The organism is Bifidobacterium sp. UBA6881 (assembly GCA_002451435.1).
Lineage (GTDB): Bacteria > Actinomycetota > Actinomycetes > Actinomycetales > Bifidobacteriaceae > Bifidobacterium.
Map to the genome: position 1 here is coordinate 1 of DKCF01000087.1, position 1,274 is coordinate 1,274.

The following is a 1,274-nucleotide window of genomic DNA, read 5'->3' on the forward strand; positions in this document are numbered from 1 at the left end:
AGACCTCCTCACGAGGTGCGAGGACGAGGAAATCGGTGTTCGCGCCCCGATAGTCCTGGATGGACGTTCCGATGCGCGTGATGTCGTACAGCTCGCCGCAGATGTGCGGTCCGAAGGCGATTTCGCCGTCCGCGAGGTCACGGCATGCGGCCGCGTTGGACGAGGCCGGACGCGGTTTGAGATGGTGCTGTTCGATGAATCGTTTGCATTGCGCGAGTCCATGGGAGTGGGCCGTGGCGATGCGGGCGGCATCCGGATCCGTCCCGGCGCGCACATACGCGTCGAATTCCACGTTCACATCGACGCGCGCGAATCCGACGAGGTCCCTTTCGTCGATGAGGGCGTCGAGATTGGGCACCACATAACCTTCGACGTTGTTCTCCCACGCGATGATTCCCCAGCCCTCGCCGTTTTGCGCAGCTTCGAGGATCTGCGGCACATCGTCCATCGGCACCAGTTCGAATCCTTCGGTCGCGAGGGGCGCCAGCATATGAGACGCGTTGACGGCGGCCTGGTGCGTGAATGTGCCTTGCGGACCGAGATAGAACAGCTTGCGTGCGCCCATTGCGTCTCATTCCTCGTGAAGATTTGCCTGACGAAAAGCACCTTATCGCATCATCGGTCCGGAAACCGCGATCATTCCACCGGCTGAGCCACCTGTGCGGAGTCCTTGCGTTCGTCGTCGAGCCGCGGAGGAACGGCGAACCAGCGCTTCGGCAGCACCAGCATCACCAGGGGGATGACCAGCACGCCGTACAGCCAGAAGTAGCCGACATGCTCGCTGAAGAACGGCATCGACGCGCCGTCGCCGAAACCGACGGGAATCATGGCGTCACCCCCCGGGCCGTATCCCGAAAGCACCATCCACACCATCAGCGACGAGCCGATCAGATGCAGCGCCAAACCAGACGCACCGTCACGGGAACGCGCGCACCAAGTGGACAGCACGACGATCAGATAGGCCAGCAACAGGCCGTATGGAATGTTGGAGGAAGCGCCCATGCGATGCGCGATGGTGCCGATCATGCCCACCGCCACGCCGGACAGCAGGTCGATCAGCAATCTTGCCCATGCCGGCAGCCGATGCGACCATGGCATCAGTCTGCGGTCGGCCCGTGCCGATGCGTGTTCCGTTTGCGATGTCCGTTGTTTCATATACGCCACTATCGCTCCTGTTTCTGAAAAAGAGGAAGAGACACGAAACATGTCTCTTCCTCTTCCCGTTGTATTAGAGCAGCATTACCTGTCAGCTGTCACTTGTTGTTCTGGGCGTT

Annotated in this window: 2 protein-coding genes; both read right to left on the reverse strand. The window is 60.9% G+C overall.

The features are described from left to right. A partial coding sequence (locus tag B3C64_RS06775) for a prephenate dehydratase domain-containing protein (RefSeq protein WP_291534622.1) occupies positions 1–565 on the reverse strand: 565 nt, incomplete at its 3' end. Between the two features lie 71 nt (positions 566–636). Further along, on the reverse strand, positions 637–1,155 hold the full coding sequence (locus B3C64_RS06780) for an alcohol dehydrogenase (protein WP_291534623.1): 519 nt from the start codon (positions 1,153–1,155) through the stop codon (positions 637–639). Positions 1,156–1,274: the final 119 nt, after the last annotated feature.

Coding starts and splice junctions, on each gene's coding strand:
- B3C64_RS06780 (WP_291534623.1), bottom strand. CDS start 1,155: ATGAAACAACGGACATCGCAAACGGAACACGCATCGGCACGGGCCGAC.